Source organism: Streptomyces anulatus, assembly GCF_014650675.1.
GTDB lineage: Bacteria > Actinomycetota > Actinomycetes > Streptomycetales > Streptomycetaceae > Streptomyces > Streptomyces anulatus.
In genome coordinates this window covers 103647-120654 of the sequence record NZ_BMVK01000020.1, presented here as the reverse complement: position 1 = coordinate 120654, position 17008 = coordinate 103647, and the positions used below count along the sequence as shown (strand labels likewise).

The window sequence follows — 17008 nt, the reverse complement described above, 5'->3', positions numbered from 1 at the left end:
TCAGATCCTTCGAAGATGTTCGGCAGTCCGGAGAGCTCCGGACGCGGGCAGACCTGTTCCGCCCCCGCGCGGCAGGTCGAGGCGGGGGAACGGCCTGCCCTAGCCGGGGAATTCGAGGATCTCGCCGGATCTGTCGGATATCGGGGCGGCGGTCGCCGGGAGGCCCGCTCCCCGGACGAGCGCGGTGTACGGACCGCCCGGGGTCCGGACCGCGTGCAGGTCGCCGCCGCGCGGCCCCTGGACATCGGCCACCGCCGTACGCCCGAGGTCGCCGTAAGGGCCGAACGGAGCACGGCCCGGCGCCGGCGCGGGCTCGGAGCCCTGTGCGTGCCCGGCGTCCGGCGCTCCGGATGCGCCCGGCAGGGCCGGGGCGGAGCCCGGGTCCGCGCTGCCCCGGTCGCGGTCGGCCGCGCGCTCGGCCGAGGCGTCCGCCCCGGCGTCGCCCGGCGCCGCCGCGCCTCCCCCGGGCCCACGGCCGGTGTCCGGCACGGAAGGTGACGGAGCGCCGGGTGCGTCCGGTTCACCGCCGGGCGCGGGGAGCACGGGGAGCACGGAGAAGAGCGGGGGAAGCACCGGCAGGGACGGCACCAGCGGCCGCACCTCTCCGGCGACCCGGTCCACGGTGGCTCCCGCGCCCACGAGCACGGCGTCGCGGGCAAGAGCGTCGGCGGGGGCCGCGGGTTCAGCGGCGAGTTCAGCAGCGGACTCCACAACAGCTTCCGCAGGGGCCTTCTGTGCAGGGGCCCTCGGTACGGTCCGCGGCTGCGCGGACCGTTGTTGGGCGGCCTGTTGTTGTGCGGCCTGCTGGTGTCCGGTCTGTTGGTGTCCGGCCTGCTGGTGTCCGGTCTGTTGCCGTGTGGACTGCTGCCGTGCGGCCCGGTCGACCTGCTCGAACACTGGCTCGGCCACCGGCCGGGCGGGTGGCCTGACGATCGGATCGGCCATCCGCCGGGCCGAAGGCTCAACTGCCGTGCGGGCGACGGCCCCGGAGGTCGCTCTCTCCGGCGCGGCGTCCGCCACGGAGGCGGTGAGCAGGCCCGGTCCGGGACGCTCCTGCGCTTCCGCACGGCCACCCGCGAGGAGGCCCAGGGCCAGCAGCCCACCGAGGAACAGCACCACCTGTGCCGCGCGACGCCCCGCCGTACCCCGCGCCGGGCGCGGGTCGACGGCTGCGCGGGCAGCGGCGGTTGCGGTCACCTCGGTGGCTCCTCCCTGGTACACGCAGGCGGCGGAATGCGCCCCTCCGCTAACGACGGGTCGATGCTTGCACAAGCCCGTGGGGGTCACGCAAGTCCCTGGTTACTGTTGGGGCTCCTTGTCCGGTATGGGCAGTGGCCTCTTCTCGATCGCCGCCGCCATGACGTCCGGGAAGAGATCCGGCGTACAGGCGAACGCGGGTGCGCCCAACGCCCCGAGCGCCGCCGCGTGCTCGTGGTCGTACGCGGGCGCCCCCTCGTCGGAGAGCGCGAGCAGCGTCACGAACTGCACGCCGGAGGCCTTCATCGCGGCGACCCGCTTGAGCATCTCGTCACGTATGCCGCCCTCGTAGAGGTCGCTGATGAGGACGACGACGGTGTCCGCGGGGCGGGTGATCTTGGACTGGCAGTAGGCGAGCGCCCGGTTGATGTCGGTGCCGCCGCCGAGCTGGGTGCCGAAGAGGACGTCGACCGGGTCGTCGAGCTGGTCCGTGAGGTCGGCGACCGCCGTGTCGAAGACGACGAGCCGGGTCGAGAGGGTGCGCATGGAGGCGAGCACCGCCCCGAAGACCGAGGCGTAGACGACCGACGCGGCCATCGAGCCCGACTGGTCGATGCACAGGACGACGTCCTTCTTGGCGGACCGGGAGGCGCGCCCGTAGCCGATGAGGCGCTCGGGAACGATCGTGCCCCTCCCCTCGGTGCCTCCCGCTCCTCCCGCACCGGCCGGTCCCGGGACGGGAAGGTAGTTCTTGAGGTTGGCCCGGATGGTGCGGTTCCAGTCGATGTCCCGGTGGCGCGGCCGGCTGATGCGCGCCGAACGGTCCAGGGCGCCGGTCAGTGTGGCCCTGGTGCGGCTCTCCAGACGCTTCTCCAGGTCCTCGACGACCTTGCGGACGACGGCGCGTGCGGTCTCCTTCGTCGTCTCGGGCATCGCCTTGTTGAGGGAGAGCAGGGTGCCGACGAGATGGACGTCCGCCTCGACCGCCTCCAGCATCTCCGGTTCGAGGAGCAGGGCCGCCAGGCCGAGCCGGTCGATCGCGTCGCGCTGCATGACCTGGACCACGGAGCTGGGGAAGTACGTCCGGATGTCGCCGAGCCAGCGGGCGACGGAGGGCGCCGACGCGCCGAGACCCGCCGAACGGCCACCGGCGCCCCGGCCGCCACCGGGCTTCTTCCCGGCGCCCCCGCCGTACAGCGCGTTCAACGCACCGTCCATCGCCGCGTCCTGGCCCGTGAGGGTGCATCCGGTGCTGTCGGCGCTGTCCGCGCCGAGCACCATCCGCCAGCGCCGCAGCCGTTCGGCGTCGGGCGCCTGCGGGGCGGCCGGCCGGGCGGTCCCCGGGGCCTGTGCCGTTGTCCGTTCCATCGTCTCCCCCGTCGGGTCCGTCGCGCCCGGGTCCGTCGTCGTGGTCGTCGTCATCCGGCTGCCCCCTCCGGCTCGGAGCGGCGGCCGATCAGCAGGCGCAGCACCGGCTCCACCGCGTCGGCCCTGGCCCGGTCGAGACCGGGCCCGAAGCCCCCGGGCACCCGGCCGACGTCGTCCCGGCGGGCCCCCTCGGGGACGGGCCCGCGCCGGACCAGCTCGCCCAGAGTGCGCCGTACGCCCGGTTCGTACGCGGAGAACGTACGGCGCAGGAGCGGCAGCACATCGGTGAACATCTCGGCGGGGACAGCGGTCAGCCAGGCGTCGACGAGGCCGAGCAGCCGCTCGTCGTGGACCAGCAGCATGCCGCCGCCCGACGCTCCGCCGACGAACCCCTCGATCCAGGCGGCGGCGTCGGCCGGCGGGGTGCCGGGCGAGAGCGCCAGGCCCATCAGCCGGGCCGCCTCGTCCTCCGCCAGCCGCCCCTCGTCCAGGAGGAGCCGGGTGGCCCGGCCGCGGATGATCCCGGCGACCGTGTCGCGGGCCGCCAGCTTGTGCAGGACGGCGTCCCAGCGTTCCCGCAGCCCTTCGGCGGGGGCCGTTCCGGCGAGCAGGAGCCCGATCGCGCCGTGCACGGCCTCCACCTGACGGCGCAGCGCCTCGGCCCCGTCGGCGTCGAGGCCGGTGCAGGCGGGCGGCAGGCCGACGCAGATCCGCTCGGCGAGTCCGGCGGCGACCTCCGCGAGCGCCGCCGTGTCCGTGGAGCGCACGTTCCCGTACCGCAGGGAGCGGGCCAGGGCGGGCAGTGCGTCCGCGAGATGGCCGACGTCCGCGTCGAGTGCGGCCCGGTCGGCGAGGGCCTTCATCACGACGGGCAGCGCGTCGGGCAGTCCGGCCAGGAGGCAGTGCTCGGCGAGTGCGGTGACGTCGGCCAGGGCGGTCGCCGCCACGGCCCCCGACTCGGCCTTCGCGGTGGCGGCGGTGACGACGGTGGTGCCCCACACACCGGCCTCCGCGACCCGGACGTGCAGTTCCGGTTCCCAGCTCAGCCGCCAGCTCTCCCGGAAGGTGCCGGTGCTGCCCCGGCCCGCGACCGGGTCGCCCCAGCCGACGTCGAGGAGGCGCAGCCGGTGCAGGAGGCGGCTGCGGGCGGCGTCGGTCTCCTTGCGCAGGTCGAGGTCCAGCTCGCGTTCCGAGGCCTCCGGTTTGAGCCGGAGGGTGCGCTGGCTGCGGGTCAGGTCCCGTTGCAGCGGGACGGCCGGGGCGGTGTCCGGCACCTCGCCGAGGGTCTCGCCGACGATCAGCCGGTCCCGGACGAGGGCGAGCGGGACGTCGGACCCCTCGCACATGACGGCCCGCACCGCATCGGTCGTCTCGCCCAGACCGGCCAGCGGGCGGCCCCGGAGGGCGGCGAGGGTCTCGGCGAGCCGGACGGCCTCGATGACATGGGCGGTGGAGACGAACCTGTCCTCCTCGCGCAGCAGTCCGGCGACCTTGGTCATCCACCGCTCGATCGGCCGGTCGGCGACGTCGAAGAGATGCCCGTACCAGCCCGGCGAGTCGATGCCCGCCCCGTATCCGCTGTGCCGGGCGAGCCGGCGGTGGGTCCAGGGCACCCAGGTCAGGTCGGTCCTGACCTTCGGGAGCCCCTTGAGCAGGGCGCGGTCGGCGGCGAGGGTGGTCCGCGCGGCGAGGGCGGGGACATGCCAGGCGCCGCAGACCACGGCGACGTCGTTCCCGAACTCCTTTCGTGCGGTACGCAGTTGGATCCGCATGTACGCCTCGCGCACCGCGTCCCGGGGCTGTCCCCCGTCGCCGTACGCCTCGCGGAGAGCCCCCATGGCCTCCGCCAGCGCGACGAACGGCGCGAGCGCGTCGCCCGCGTCGCTCCCGCCACCCGCTCCGCCCGCGTCCGGTGCGGCTCCGGGCGGACCGCCGGCGTCGGAGCCTTGGCCGGCACCGGTGTTGCGGCCGGTCCCGGTGTTGCGGCCGGCAGCGGCGCCCCGGCCGGTTTCGACGGGGCCGCCCGGTGAACGGTGCTCGACGACGTCCTCCCACCAGCGTTCGGGATCGTCGTATCCGGCGGTCTCGGCGAGCACCCGGATCGGGTCGACGACCGGCGTGATCTCTTCCCCGGCCCGCGCCCCCGCCGTCTCCTCGCTCCCCGCGCCCGGCGCAGGTTCCTTGAGCGCGAGGGAGTGGGCGGCGGGCAGGTCGATGAAGCGGACCGGGACGTCGTGGTCGAGAGCCCAGCGGATGGCCACCCACTCGGGCGAGAACGCGGCCATGGGCCAGAAGGAGGCCCGCCCCGGATCGTCCACGGCGTGCGCGAGCAGCGCGACCGGGGGACGCATCCGCGGGTCGGCGGCGAGGGGCAGCAGCGCGTCGCCCTCGGGCGGCCCCTCGATGAGGACGGCGGCCGGGCGGGCCGCCGCGAGCGCGGCGAGGACCGCGCGGGCCGACCCGGGGCCGTGGTGCCGCACCCCCAGGAGCCAGGGCCCGGAGGCCGCTCGGCGCCCCGGTCCTGCTGTTCCGGTCCTCGCGGCCTCTCCGGTCGTCGCAGCCCCTCCGGTCGTGGCCGCAGTCCCGGCCGTCGATGCCGTCCCGGCCCCCGTTGCCGTCCCGGCGGGGCTCGTCATGCGGATACCTCGCGGCAGGCGCGGTAGAAGTCCTTCCAGCCGTCCCGCTCGCGCACCACGGTCTCCAGATACTCCTGCCAGACCACCCGGTCCGCCGCCGGGTCCCGGACGACCGCGCCGAGGATGCCGGCCGCGACGTCGCCGGGGCGCAGGACGCCGTCGCCGAAGTGGGCGGCGAGCGCGAGGCCGTTCGTGACGACGGAGATCGCCTCCGCGGTGGAGAGCGTGCCGGAGGGGGACTTGAGCTTGGTGCGCCCGTCGGTGGTCACCCCGTCGCGCAGCTCGCGGAAGACCGTCACCACGCGCCGGATCTCGGTCAGGCCCTCCGGCGCCGCGGGCAGGTCGAGCGACCGGCCGATCTGGTCGACCCGCCGGGACACGATGTCGACCTCGGCGTCCGGGGTGGCGGGCAGGGGCAGCACGACGGTGTTGAACCGGCGTCGGAGCGCGCTGGACAGCTCGTTGACGCCCCGGTCCCGGTCGTTGGCCGTGGCGATGAGATTGAACCCTCGGACGGCCTGGACCTCCTGTCCCAGTTCGGGAACGGGAAGCGTCTTCTCGGACAGGATCGTGATGAGCGAGTCCTGCACGTCGGCCGGGATGCGGGTCAGCTCCTCGACCCGGGCGGTCATGCCCTCGGACATCGCCCGCATCAGCGGACTGGGGACCAGGGCGTCGCGGCTGGGGCCGTGGGCGAGCAGCTGGGCGTAGTTCCACCCGTAGCGGACGGCTTCCTCGGGCGTCCCGGCCGTGCCCTGCACGAGCAGCGTCGAGTCACCGCTGACGGCGGCGGCGAGATGCTCGGACACCCAGGTCTTGGCCGTACCGGGAACGCCGAGCAGAAGCAGCGCACGGTCGGTGGCGAGCGTGGTCACGGCCACCTCGACCAGACGACGCGGGCCCACGTACTTCGGCGTGATCACCGTCCCGTCCGGCAGGGTCCCGCCCTGCAGATAGGTGGCGACGGCCCAGGGCGACAGCCGCCAACGGGCGGGCCTCGGGCGGTCGTCGGCGGCTTCGAGCGCCTTCAGCTCGTCGGCGAACGCGTCCTCGGCGTGCGGGCGCAGCACCTCGGCGCCCGCCTCCGGCCCGACGGCCGCGGTGGTTTCGGACACGGTCATGGATCCCCCTCCAGATCGGTCGACCTGATGTGGTTCCCACCGTGCACCATGCCACTGACAACGGGCCCTGACCGCAGGTCAGGGCCCGTCCGTGAACGCGCGGGACCGGCTCAGCCACCCCCTCCCGGCCCCAGGCCCCCGGTCGGCCGGTCGGCCGGTCGGCCGGTCAGCCGGTCAGCCGGTCAGCCGGTCAGCCGGTCAGCCGGTCAGCCGGTCAGCCCACGATCGGCGACACCGCGACGCAGCCGCCCGCCGTGAGCATGCCCTCCCCCTTCGCCTCCTTGATGACCTTGCCCTTGTAGGTGATGGTGCAGGTGACGTCGGCGCCGCCCGCGTCCACGGCAATCGGCATGACGGCGGGCGGCATGATGCCGCGCAGCTCGACGGTCTTCTTCCACGGCAGGGTCGGCGACTTGACGGTCTCCAGCTCGGGCTCCATGGCCTCCCCGGCGCCTCCGTGGTACGTGATCTCGTCGACGCTCTTGCCGGTGACCTCGTACGTGACCTCATACTTCTCGTCCACGGTGGTGTCGACCCCCTTGGCGATCGCCTCGTCCACCGACTCGGCCGAGCAGGCGCCGAGCCCGAGCACGAGACCGGCGATGGCGAGGGCGTGGGCAGCGGCGCGCACGGGGCGGTTGGTTCTGGCGGTGCGTGCGGTGCGGATGGTGCGGTTCATTCCGGGATCCCCCCTGGATCGGACCGGGCACGGATCAGTTCCGTACGCGGAGATCGCAGGGAAACGCAAGGAAATGGCAAAGTCAAATCCCGCTCGGGACGGCTGCTTCGCAGGTCGGAGGGGACTGTCAGTGGTGCCCCCTACCGTCGGGGACATGCTGCTATCTCACGGGGGAGAACCCTCGCCCACCGGTGGACCGGTGGCGCGCTGGTCGGTGGAACAGGTGCTGGCACTGGCCCCTGACGACGCATCACGCAAGGCCGGTACGCGGCTCGGCGCGGCCGGCCCGTGGACGGACACGGGCCGCGATGGAGCGGGCGCGGTGTGGGGCCTGTGCAAAGGGAGCGGGAGCACGCCGTACCGGACGGTGGTCGACACCACCGGCCCGGCCTACTCCTGCAGTTGCCCGAGCCGGAAGTTCCCGTGCAAGCACGCGCTGGGGCTGTTGCTGCTCCGGGCCTCCGACGACGCCGCGTTCCGGCCGGGCGAGCCGGCCGACTGGGCCGCGGCGTGGATCGAGGGACGGCGCGGACGCGCGGCGGAGAAGGGCGGGCCCGCCCCGGGCGGCGACGCCGCGCGGGGCCCCGCCGACGCCGCCGCCAGGAAGCGGGCGGAGCGCCGTGCCGAGCGCGTCACGGGCGGGGCCCAGGAGCTGGAACAGCGCCTGGCCGACCTGCTGCGCGGCGGACTCGCCGCGACCGACCGCTCGGGGTACGGCCTGTGGGAGGAGACCGCGGCCCGCATGGTCGACGCCCAGGCCCCGGGGCTCGCGGCCCGGGTGAGGGAGCTGGGCGCCATCACGGGGTCCGGTCCGGGCTGGCCGGTCCGTCTGCTGGAGGAGTGCGGCCTGCTGCATCTGCTGGACACGGCCTGGCTCGGCCGGGAGCGGCTGCCGGACCCGCTGGCCGCGACCGTGCGTACGAGAGTGGGACTGCCCATGTCCGCCGAGGGCGCCCCGGTCCGTGACCACTGGCTGGTCCTCGCACAGTACGACACCCCGGACGGCAAGATCGTCGCCCGGCGGATCTGGCTGTACGGGCGGGAGTCGGGCCGTACGGCTCTGCTGCTCTCGTTCGGCGCGGCGGGCCGGTCCCCGGCGCAGGCGCTGCCGGTGGGCACGACGATCGACGCCGAGCTGACGCCGTATCCGGGCGGCGGGCAGCTCCGCGCGGAGCTGGGCGAGCAGTTCGGAGCCATGACCCCGGCCGGGCCCCCGCCGGGGATCGCCGCAGCCGCCGCGCCGGCGGTCTACGGGGACGCCCTGCGGGAGGACCCCTGGCTGGACGCCTGGCCGGTCACCCTGCGCGACGTCATACCCGTACCAGCCAAGGACGGCTGGCAGGTGGCGGACGCGCACGCCGACTCCGCGCTGCCGATCACCCCGGCCGCGCTGTCCCGGCCGGGTCTGTGGAAGCTCGTCGCCCTGTCCGGCGGCGGCCCGGTCACCGTGTTCGGCGAGATCGGCCACCGGGGCTTCGACCCGTTCGCGGCCTGGGAGCCGGGCGAGACGGAGGAGGGCGGGCGCACCACGGCCGGCTCGGTCGTCCAACTGGTCTGACCCGCGCGACCGCCGACCCGCCAAGCGCACCCTCCACCCCCGCTCGGTGCACGCCGATCGGAGCACCCCCGACCGGGCCGACCCGCCCGGCACACCCCGACCACGACCCACACCTGCCCGACGCACCGCGACCAGGCCATCCCCCGCCACCAGTCCGCCGCCCCAGTCCGACATCCGCGCATTCCTGCCGCTGGAGGGGAAAGATGCCTCGCACGACCAGTCCCACCACCACCGCCGCCGATACCGCTACCGGTACGGCCGATACGGCCGCCACGGCCGTCTCCGCCGCGTCCTCCGCTTCCCTCGGCTCCCTCTCCTGGGAGGAGCTGGTCACCTCGGCGCTCCTGGGTACCGACCGCCGCCCCCCGACGCCACGCGGCGGCCCCGTACCGGCCGATGCCGCCGCGGTCCTGCTGGACGCCGCCGCGCTGCACACCGTGCGGCAGCGGGCCGGGCTGCTGCCCGCCGTGCCGGAGGCCCGGCCCGAGCCCGCCGCACCGGATCCGCGCCCGGCGCTTCCCGAGGCCGCCCGGCACCGGCTCGCCCACCTGCTGGCCGACCGTGCCGCGCCGTCGGGCGGTGGGCGGCGCGGGGCCGCCCCCGACCTCACCGAGCTGATACCTCAGTGGCTGGCCACCGCCAACCGGAAGGGCTTCCGCGCCCCGGCGGCCCTGTTGCCGCCGCTGCTGGACGCCGCCCGTGCCCGTACGGACCTGCGCCCGCAGGCGCTCGCCTTCGCCGGGCCGCGCGGCCTGTGGCTGGCCGGGCTGAATCCCGACTGGAAGTTCGCCCTGCGGGGCGCGGCGAGCGGCGCGCTCCACCCGGACATCTCGGACCCGGAAGCGGTGGGCCGGCTGTGGGAGGAGGGGCTGTTCGCGGAGCGCGTCGCGCTGCTCGACGCCGTACGGGCGCAGGATCCGGCCGCCGCGCTCGTCCTGCTCGCCACGACCTGGTCGGCCGAACGGGCCGAGGACCGGCTGATGTTCCTGGACTCCCTGCGGTCCGGGCTCGGGGGCGACGACGAGCCGTTCCTGGAACAGGCCCTGTCCGACCGCAGCCGCAACGTCCGCGCCACCGCCGCCGAACTGCTGTCCGCCCTGCCCGAGTCGGCGCTCGCCGGACGGATGGCGGCCCGCGCGACATCCTGCGTGAACCCGGACCGTACGGGCGACAGCACCTCCATCGCCGTGGAGGCGCCGCACGAGTGCGACGCGGGAATGCAGCGTGACGGCGTCGCCGCGGTCCCGCCGACCGGCCGGGGCGAACGGTCGTGGTGGCTGGGGCAGTTGGTGGAGGCCACCCCGCTCGGCGTCTGGGAGGAGCGGTTCGGGGGACGTACCGCCGAGGAGGTCGTGACCCTGCCCGTCGCCGACGACTGGGCGGGCGAGCTGCACGCCGCCTGGTGCCGGGCCGCCGTGCGGCAGCGGAATCCGCAGTGGGCACGGGCCCTGCTCGGGCGTCCTTCCGCACCCCCGGCGAGCGGCCCCGGGACGGCCTCGATCGCCGAGCGCTCGAAGCTCCTCGCGATCCTGGACCAGGCCGAACGCGCTTCCTGGGTGGCCGAGTTCATCGCCGCACACGGCCTCTCGGAGGCGTTCCAGCTGCTCGGGGTGTGCACGGTCCCCTGGGCCGGGCCGCTCGGGCGTGCGGTGGTCGACGCTCTCGACATCGCGCGGGACGGCGGGAGTTATCCGTGGAGCTTCAGCGGAGTGATGGGCCTCGCGGAACGCTGTCTGGATCCGGCCGAGGCCGACCGGCTGGAGGTCCTGACGGCGGCGCAGGACGAGCAGGAGGGGGCGTCGCCTGGGGCGGGCGGCTACTGGTCGGAGGCCTTCCAGCGCCTGGTCTCCACCCTGCGGCTGCGCGCCGCGATGGAAGCGGAGCTGATGTCCTGACGCCGCGACGGCGTGGGCGGCGACGGAACGTCCGCCGCCCGCGCGGGCCCCGTACGCAGCGGGCCCGCCCCGGGGGCGGCGTTCAGGCCTGGGCGGCCTGGCGGACGTTGGCGTTGACCCAGGTGACGATCTCGGTCGTCGTCGCCCCCGGCGTGAAGAGCTCGGCGACGCCCAGCTTCTTCAGCGGCGCGATGTCGTCCTCCGGGATGATCCCGCCGCCGAACACCTTGATGTCCTCCGCCTCCCGGTCCTTCAGCAGCTCGATCACCTTGGCGAACAGCGTGTTGTGCGCCCCGGAGAGGATCGAGAGGCCGATGGCGTCGGCGTCCTCCTGGATCGCCGTGTCGACGATCTGCTCGGGCGTCTGGTGGAGCCCCGTGTAGATCACCTCCATGCCGGCGTCGCGCAACGCCCGCGCGATGACTTTGGCCCCGCGGTCGTGGCCGTCGAGTCCCGGCTTGGCCACCACCACACGGATCGGACCGGTCACACCCATCACTGCCTCCACCTGGTCTCCCGCGCCTGAAGGGCCGGGGATGTGAACGAACGTTATCCACAGCATCCCGCAAGGCGCTGTTTCGCGGCAGGCGGGGAGGGGGAAATCACACGTGGGACATGTTCGCCAGGCGTCGTCCCCCGTAACCGCGGTGTTCCGGCCGCGCGGGGTCCGGCGCAAGGGGAGCCGCTACGAGGTCGCCGTACCACCGCGCCGCCAGCCGCACGGCACGGTGGTACGGGCGGCGTCGCCGCCCGGCCGCCACCGGCCCCGCGACCCTCGTGCCGACACCCCATGAGGGCATACGGGGACGGGAGCCGCCTCCCCCGTACGCCAGTACAGGAGGTCGGCCGTGAAGCTCCTCCCTCCCCTCCCCCCGCTGCCCCGCCTGCCGGGCCCCCGGATGTCGTCCGCACTGCTCGGCGCCACCGCACTGGAGCTGGCCGTCCTCGTCGGGCACCTGATCGCCTATCCCTTCGGTCTCACCCCGGAACGCCGCCCGCCGCGCCGGCCGACCCGACCGGCGCGCACCGGCGCCCACGGCCCGGACGGGGGCGAGACCGCTCCCCGTGCGACCACCGCCGGGGGCGAGGCGGCCCCCCACGCGGCCACCGCCCTGCCGCTCGCCGCCGACGACGCGCCACCCGTCGTCCTGCTGCACGGCTTCATCGACAACCGTTCCGCGTTCGTCGTCCTGCGGCGCGCGCTGACCCGGCACGGCCATCGCCACCTGGAATCGCTCAACTACTCGCCGCTGACACGCGACATCCGCGCCGCCGCCGACCTGCTCGGGCTCCATGTGGAGGAAATCTGCGCACGCACCGGGCACAGCCGGGTCGACATCGTCGGGCACAGCCTCGGCGGCCTGATCGCCCGGTACTACGTACAGCGACTCGGCGGTGACCGACGGGTGCGCACCCTGGTGACGCTCGGAACCCCGCACGGGGGCACCGCCGTCGCCCCCGGGGCGGGCATTCACCCCATCGTGCGTCAGATGCGCGGCGGTTCCTCCGTGATCGAGGAGCTGCGCACCCCCGCCCCCGGCTGCCGGACCCGGTTCGTGAGCTTCTGGAGCGAGTTGGACCAGGTGATGGTCCCCGTCGAGACCGCGTGCGTCGACCATCCCGATCTCGACGCGGTGAACGTACGCGTCACCGGCATCGGACACCTCGCGCTGCCCGTGCATCCGACAGTGGCCGCCGCGATCCTTGAGGCCCTCGATGCGCCGGAGGCCGGAGAGGACACCGCCACCGCCACCGGTTCCTCCACCGGGGCAACGTCCGCGGCCTGAAATAGAACATCACTCGAACGTAGGGCCAAGCCTGCGCCTGCCGTCCACCGAAAGGCGGCCGATTGCCCGTTTCCTGCGAACGCAAAACCTGTCGAAGATTGTCGTCCTCACATACCGCCGGGTACAGTCGCGGCCACTGCTTCCCCCTGGGACCTCCCTGACCGGGACCCCAGAACAGTCCTGCTGCCGAGGCGAGAGAGACGTTGGTGAACGACCAGCACCCCCACGCCGGGCATGTCGGGTACGACGACCGATCGACCGGCGGCTTCGACACCGACCCGCTCTTCGGCTCCCTTCCGGGCGGCCACGACACCGGCTACGACGCGGGTCACCCCGCCGCCGGATACGGCGACACCACCTACGGCGCCGGCTACGACGCCCCGTACGCGACCGGACAGCCGGACCACAGCGGCCAGTACGACTCCTCCGCATGGGACACCGGCACCGGCGCACAGCAGACTCCCGCCTACGACGGTTACGCCGCCCAGGAGCAGGCCCCGCAGCAGTGGGACACCTCCGGGGCCTGGCAGCAGGTCACCGACCAGGACCTGACCGGCCAGTGGGCGACCGCCGACACCGGCGCGTTCCCCACCAACGGCTTCCCCGCCGCCCCGTACGGCACGGACACCGCGTACGCCACGGAGGCGTACGGCACCGGGACGTACGGGACGGGCGCCTACGACACCGGTGCGTACCCGGCCGGCACCGCGTACGGAACCGGCGGCATCCAAGACGCCGACGCCTACGGGACCGGGTCGTATCCGACCGGCGCGTACGGCACGGCGGCCGTCGCCGCCGACACCGGGACGTACGCCACCACCGCCTTCACCACGGGCACGTTCGACACGGGCACCCATGGCTCCGGCTCGCACGACACCGGTTCGTACGACACCGGCGCCTATGAGACCGGCGCTTACGAAACCGGTGCCTACGGCACGGGGACGTACGACACGGGCGCCTACGACGCGACCGCGTGGAACTCCGGCGCCACGCCCGGGGACACCGCGTACGAACCCGAACAGACGTCGCACCCGCTGTACGAACAGCAGCCGGCCGACCCGACGGCACTCGACGCGACGGCCGAACCGGACGGCACGGCCGAGGAGTCACCGGCCGGCCCGTCCGTCACCGCCGAGTTCGCCGCTCTCGCACCGGACGCCGCGCCGGAGCCGGACGCCGGGGACGACTTCCCCGCCCCGCACTCCGTGAACCGCACCGCCGTCCGTCCCCCCGCTCCCCGCAACCGGGCCCGTCGGCGCACCCCCGCCAAGCGTTCCGCCCTGCTGACCGTCGCGGTGCCCTCCGCCTGCGTGATGAGCGTCGCGGGCATCGCCGCCGCCTCGGTCGGCGGGATGCCCGGCGGCGAGGAGAAGCCGGAGGAGACGACCACCTCGCTGGCGGTCGCCGACCCCAGCACGGTCAAGCCGGTCGCCGCGAACAACCGGCTGGACAGCCAGCTGGAGCAGCTCTCCGAGGGCAGCGACGACTTCCGGGAGCGTGCGAGCCGCACCCAGGAGCGCATCGACCTGCGGGAGCGGCAGGCGGCGGAGAAGAAGAAGCGCGAGGAGGAGGCCGCACGCCGTGAGGCGCTGCGACCCAAGTTCGTCCTGCCGGTCAAGCAGCATGGGCTCAGCGCCTACTACGGTCAGGCGGGCGTCAACTGGATGTCCGTGCACACGGGCATCGACTTCCCCGTCTCGTACGGCACTCCGGTGATGGCCGCGACCGACGGCACCGTGCGCACCCAGCTGAACAGCGCCTACGGGGTCATGGCGATCGTGACCGCCGCCGACGGCACCGAGACCTGGTACTGCCACCTCAGCAGCACCAAGATCCGCTCGGGCCCGGTGAAGGCCGGAGACGTCATCGCGTACTCCGGGAATTCGGGCAACTCCACCGGTCCGCACCTGCACTTCGAGGTCCGGCCCGGCGGCGGCTCGGCGATCGACCCGCTGGCGTGGCTGCGCAGCAAGGGCGTCGACCCCAGCTGAGACGGAATCACAAAAACGGACAGACGAAAGCGGGAGAGAGAGCCTCGGCCCTCTCTCCCGCTTTCGTGTGTCCGGCTCCGCCGGTCCCGCCCGTCTACAGCTTCTCGACCGGCGCGTACCGCAGCAGGAGCTTCTTCGGGCGTTCGTCGCCGAAGTCGACCGTCGCCTTGGCCTGGTCGCCGAAGCCCTCGACGGCCGTCACCGTGCCGAGCCCGAACTGGTCGTGCGTGACCCGGTCCCCGGCCACCAGGGTGACCGTCGGCTTCTCCGCGCCGCCGCGCCGGGTCGCGAAGCCCGAGGGGCCGGAGCGGGAGCGCGAGGAGGACAGTGAGGACGTGATGCCGGAGGTGGGCCCGGCGGGGGCGGCCATCGGGCCCTTGCGCCGCCAGTCCAGGTGCTGCTCCGGGATCTCCTCCAGGAATCGCGAGGGCGGGTTGTACGAGGGCTGGCCCCAGGCGCTGCGCATCGCGGCCCGGGTCAGATAGAGCCGTTCGCGGGCGCGGGTGATGCCGACGTACGCGAGGCGGCGCTCCTCCTCCAGCTCCTTGGTCTGGCCGAGGGCCCGCATGTGCGGGAAGACGCCGTCCTCCATGCCGGTGAGGAAGACGACCGGGAACTCCAGGCCCTTCGCCGTGTGCAGGGTCATCAGCGTGATGACGCCGGAGCCGTCCTCGTCCTCGTCGGGGATCTGGTCGGAGTCGGCCACGAGGGCGACCTTCTCCAGGAACTCCGCGAGCGTGCCCGTGCCCTCCTCGTCGCCGCGCTCCTGCTCGAATTCGAGGGCGACGGCGGCGAGTTCCTGGAGGTTCTCGATGCGGGTCTCGTCCTGCGGATCGGTGGAGGCCTGGAGCTCGGCGAGATAGCCCGTGCGCTCCAGGACCGCTTCCAGCACGACGGCGGGCCCGGCACCGGACTCGACGATCGTGCGCAGCTCCTCCATCAGCGTGTTGAAGCGCTTGACGGCGTTGGACGAGCGGGCGGCCATGCCGTACGCCTCGTCGACGCGGCGCAGCGCCTGCGGGAAGGAGATCTTCTCGCGCATCGACAGGGCGTCGATCATGGCTTCGGCGCGGTCGCCGATGCCGCGCTTGGGGACGTTGAGGATGCGGCGCAGCGGGACGGTGTCCTCGGGGTTGGCGAGGACCCGGAGGTAGGCCAGGACGTCCCGGACCTCCTTGCGCTCGTAGAAGCGCACACCGCCGACGACCTTGTAGGGCAGGCCGACGCGGATGAAGATCTCTTCGAAGACACGGGACTGGGCGTTGGTCCGGTAGAAGACGGCGACGTCGCCCGCCTTGGCGTCGCCCGCGTCGGTGAGCCGGTCGATCTCGTCGGCGACGAACTGCGCCTCGTCGTGCTCGGTGTCGGCGACATAGCCGGTGATGCGGGCGCCGCTGCCGGCGTTGGTCCAGAGGTTCTTGGGGCGGCGGCTCTCGTTGCGCTCGATGACGGCGTTGGCGGCGGAGAGGATCGTCTGGGTGGAGCGGTAGTTCTGCTCCAGCAGGATCGTCGTCGCGCTCGGGTAGTCCTCCTCGAACTGGAGGATGTTGCGGATGGTCGCGCCCCGGAAGGCGTAGATCGACTGGTCCGCGTCGCCCACCACGCACAGCTCGGCGGGCGCGTCGGCCTCCCCGGCCGGGCCGACCAGCTCCCGCACCAGCGTGTACTGGGCGTGGTTGGTGTCCTGGTACTCGTCGACGAGGACGTGGCGGAAGCGGCGGCGGTAGTGCTCGGCGACGTCGGGGAAGGCCTGGAGCAGGTGGACCGTCGTCATGATGATGTCGTCGAAGTCCAGGGCGTTGGCCTCGCGCAGGCGGGCCTGGTAGAGCGCGTACGCCTGGGCGAGGGTCTTCTCGAAACCGTCCGCGGCCTGCCCGGCGAAGGTCTCCTCGTCGATGAGCTCGTTCTTGAGGTTGGAGACCTTGGCGGTGAAGGACTTCGGCGGGAACTGCTTCGGGTCCAGGTCGAGGTCGCGGCAGACCAGGGCCATCAGGCGCTTGGAGTCGGCGGCGTCGTAGATCGAGAACGACGAGGTGAAGCCGAGCTTCTTCGACTCGCGGCGCAGGATGCGGACGCACGCGCTGTGGAAGGTCATGACCCACATGGCGTTGGCGCGGGGGCCGACGAGCTGCTCGACGCGCTCCTTCATCTCGCCCGCGGCCTTGTTGGTGAAGGTGATCGCGAGGATCTGCCCGGGGTGCGTCCCGCGCTCGGCCAGCAGGTGGGCGATGCGGTGGGTGAGGACCCTGGTCTTGCCGGAGCCGGCCCCGGCGACGATGAGCAGCGGGGACCCGGCGTGCACGACGGCGGCGCGCTGCTCGGTGTTCAGCCCGTCGAGCAGGGCGGCGGAGTCGATCACCGGGCGCGCGTGACCGTCCCGGTAGTACCCGTCCCGGGGCGGCGGGGGCGCGTCGTAGACGCCCTCGAAGAGTCCCTCCGGCACCGCTTCGGGCGCGTGGTCCTCGGGGGGCGGCGGGGGGCCGTCCTCCGCGGGCTGGAGGCCGGTCAGGAAACTGTCGTCAAAGAGGCTGCTCATCGCCTCCCGAGTCTAGGCGGCCGGACTGACAACGTTCCGCCGAAGGCCGGAAGCGGGCGCCCGCACCGGGGAATCGCCCGCCCCTCACCCGTACGCACGGAGACCGGACGTCGACGTTCCGTGAAGGAGTGCCCGGTCGGAGGGGGTGCCGGGCCCCCGATCCGGAAAGGTCACGAAAATGTATCGGGCATATCGCTCATCGTCCTTCCCAGCGGCGGTGCCGGTTGGCTAGCGTGCTCG

Annotated in this window: 11 protein-coding genes; 4 read left to right on the top strand and 7 right to left on the bottom strand. The window is 73.7% G+C overall.

Translation table 11 applies throughout. The features are described from left to right. Positions 1 to 99 precede the first annotated feature (99 nt). From IE272_RS33800 to IE272_RS33780, 5 genes are all read right to left on the bottom strand, one after another. Entirely contained in the window at positions 100 to 1197 is a 1098-nt protein-coding gene (locus tag IE272_RS33800) for a hypothetical protein (protein ID WP_190009471.1), read from the bottom strand. Between the two features lie 102 nt (positions 1198 to 1299). After that, complete coding sequence (locus tag IE272_RS33795) at positions 1300 to 2619, bottom strand: VWA domain-containing protein (protein WP_050356955.1); 1320 nt, start codon at positions 2617 to 2619, stop codon at positions 1300 to 1302. Beyond that, complete coding sequence (locus IE272_RS33790; protein WP_229897909.1) at positions 2616 to 5201, bottom strand: DUF5682 family protein; 2586 nt, start codon at positions 5199 to 5201, stop codon at positions 2616 to 2618. The genes IE272_RS33795 and IE272_RS33790 overlap by 4 nt, the downstream gene beginning before the upstream one ends. Beyond that, positions 5198 to 6322 carry an ATP-binding protein gene (locus tag IE272_RS33785; RefSeq protein WP_050356953.1) on the bottom strand — a complete coding sequence of 375 codons (1125 nt, stop codon included), beginning with the start codon at positions 6320 to 6322 and terminating at the stop codon, positions 5198 to 5200. Before IE272_RS33785 ends, IE272_RS33790 begins: the two co-directional genes overlap by 4 nt. A 214-nt stretch (positions 6323 to 6536) precedes the next feature. Next, a complete protein-coding gene (locus tag IE272_RS33780; RefSeq protein ID WP_190009468.1) occupies positions 6537 to 7001 on the bottom strand; it encodes an MmpS family transport accessory protein in 465 nt (154 codons plus the stop codon). Between the two features lie 154 nt (positions 7002 to 7155). Here IE272_RS33780 and IE272_RS33775 point away from each other — a divergent pair, with 154 nt between their 5' ends. Together IE272_RS33775 and IE272_RS33770 are read left to right on the top strand one after the other, a co-directional pair. After that, positions 7156 to 8559, top strand: a complete 1404-nt coding sequence (locus tag IE272_RS33775) for an SWIM zinc finger family protein (RefSeq protein WP_190009466.1) — start codon at positions 7156 to 7158, stop codon at positions 8557 to 8559. Positions 8560 to 8762: 203 nt separating this feature from the next. Further along, positions 8763 to 10454 (top strand): DUF5691 domain-containing protein, encoded by a 1692-nt coding sequence (locus tag IE272_RS33770; RefSeq protein ID WP_190009464.1) that lies wholly within the window; start codon positions 8763 to 8765, stop codon positions 10452 to 10454. Positions 10455 to 10536: 82 nt separating this feature from the next. Here IE272_RS33770 and icmB read toward each other — a convergent pair whose 3' ends face one another. Further along, on the bottom strand, positions 10537 to 10950 hold the full coding sequence (gene icmB, locus IE272_RS33765) for a coenzyme B12-dependent isobutyryl CoA mutase small subunit (RefSeq protein ID WP_032791663.1): 414 nt from the start codon (positions 10948 to 10950) through the stop codon (positions 10537 to 10539). A gap of 352 nt (positions 10951 to 11302) precedes the next feature. Here icmB and IE272_RS33760 point away from each other — a divergent pair, with 352 nt between their 5' ends. Together IE272_RS33760 and IE272_RS33755 are read left to right on the top strand one after the other, a co-directional pair. Further along, a complete protein-coding gene (locus tag IE272_RS33760; RefSeq protein ID WP_073957879.1) occupies positions 11303 to 12241 on the top strand; it encodes a lipase family alpha/beta hydrolase in 939 nt (312 codons plus the stop codon). A gap of 206 nt (positions 12242 to 12447) precedes the next feature. After that, entirely contained in the window at positions 12448 to 14232 is a 1785-nt protein-coding gene (locus IE272_RS33755) for a M23 family metallopeptidase (protein ID WP_190009462.1), read from the top strand. Between the two features lie 94 nt (positions 14233 to 14326). Here IE272_RS33755 and pcrA read toward each other — a convergent pair whose 3' ends face one another. Further along, positions 14327 to 16768 carry a DNA helicase PcrA gene (pcrA, locus tag IE272_RS33750; protein WP_050356947.1) on the bottom strand — a complete coding sequence of 814 codons (2442 nt, stop codon included), beginning with the start codon at positions 16766 to 16768 and terminating at the stop codon, positions 14327 to 14329. Between the last annotated feature and the right edge of the window lie 240 nt (positions 16769 to 17008).

What these genes read in the sequence shown, in the direction of transcription:
- IE272_RS33790 (WP_229897909.1), bottom strand. Translation starts at nt 5,201, where the DNA reads ATGACGAGCCCCGCCGGGACGGCAACGGGGGCCGGGACGGCATCGACG.
- IE272_RS33785 (WP_050356953.1), bottom strand. Translation starts at nt 6,322, where the DNA reads ATGACCGTGTCCGAAACCACCGCGGCCGTCGGGCCGGAGGCGGGCGCC.
- pcrA (WP_050356947.1), bottom strand. Translation starts at nt 16,768, where the DNA reads ATGAGCAGCCTCTTTGACGACAGTTTCCTGACCGGCCTCCAGCCCGCG.
- IE272_RS33780 (WP_190009468.1), bottom strand. Translation starts at nt 7,001, where the DNA reads ATGAACCGCACCATCCGCACCGCACGCACCGCCAGAACCAACCGCCCC.
- icmB (WP_032791663.1), bottom strand. Translation starts at nt 10,950, where the DNA reads ATGGGTGTGACCGGTCCGATCCGTGTGGTGGTGGCCAAGCCGGGACTC.
- IE272_RS33770 (WP_190009464.1), top strand. Translation starts at nt 8,763, where the DNA reads ATGCCTCGCACGACCAGTCCCACCACCACCGCCGCCGATACCGCTACC.
- IE272_RS33775 (WP_190009466.1), top strand. Translation starts at nt 7,156, where the DNA reads ATGCTGCTATCTCACGGGGGAGAACCCTCGCCCACCGGTGGACCGGTG.
- IE272_RS33795 (WP_050356955.1), bottom strand. Translation starts at nt 2,619, where the DNA reads ATGACGACGACCACGACGACGGACCCGGGCGCGACGGACCCGACGGGG.